The sequence below is a fragment of the Paraburkholderia sp. USG1 genome, assembly GCF_031570135.1.
GTDB classification, from domain to species: domain Bacteria; phylum Pseudomonadota; class Gammaproteobacteria; order Burkholderiales; family Burkholderiaceae; genus Paraburkholderia; species Paraburkholderia dioscoreae.
Map to the genome: position 1 here is coordinate 1 of NZ_JAMWXW010000086.1, position 1027 is coordinate 1027.

At 65.1% G+C, this 1027-nt stretch carries 1 protein-coding gene; it reads left to right on the top strand.

Annotated features, from left to right (window positions below):
- On the top strand, positions 1 to 1027 hold a 1027-nt coding region (locus NE850_RS39625; protein ID WP_310700427.1), incomplete at both ends, for an IS110 family transposase.

Genomic DNA, 1027 nt, shown 5'->3' on the forward strand with positions numbered 1-1027 from the left:
GTGGTGCTCGAAGCGACGGGCAATACCGCCGCCATCGTCAACGTACTGCGCCCTCGCGTCGCGCGTGTCGCAATTGCGAATCCACTGCTGGTACGGCTCATCGCCGAGGCACGCGTCAAGACGGACAAGATTGATGCGGCAGTGCTGGCCCAACTGTACGCAAGCCATTTTCTGCCGGAAGTCTGGATGCCCGACGAGAGCACCCTGGCGCTACGCCGACAGGTCTCGCGCCGGTCACAACTCGTGCGGCAACGCACCAGGCTGAAGAACGAAGTGCATGCGGTGCTGGCTGCGCATCTGATCGAGCGGTGCCCCGCTACTGATCTGTTCGGCAGGAAGGGACGCGTATGGCTCACGGCCCAACCGCTGCCGATGGACGAGCGTCTGGGCGTCGAGCAACGCCTGCGGGAGCTGGACCGTCTTGGGGAGGATCTGCACGAGGTCGACAGGGCCCTGGCGCAAGCCAGTATCGGCGACGAGCGGTTGCGCAGGCTGCTGACCATCACCGGCGTCAATAGCACTGTGGCAATCGGCCTGCTGTCGGCAATCGGCGCCGTTGAACGGTTTCCCAATCCGGAGAAGCTGGTGAGCTACTTCGGGCTGAACCCATCGGTCTATCAGTCGGGCCCAACGCCCGCCAGGCACGGTCACATCACCAGGCGGGGACGTTCGTACGCGCGAGGATTGCTCGTCGAGGCAGCCTGGGGCGCAGCACAGGCGCCTGGCCCTCTGCGCGCTTTCTTCCTGCGCGTACGCGACCGTCGCGGCCAGCAGGTCGCCATTGTCGCGACGGCGCGCAAACTGGCGGTCATCGTGTGGTACGTGCTCACGCGCAATGAGCCGTTCGCCTGGGATCGTCCAGCCCTGACCGCACACAAGCTGCGCGCCCTGGAGTTGCAATCCGGCATGCCGGCACAACATGGCTCGCGCAAAGGATCGGCTGCCGCTTACAGCCTGAAGAGCGTACGCGACCAGGAACGGGCCATAGCCGAGCAGGCCGAGCGCACCTATCAACGCCTGTTCTCAC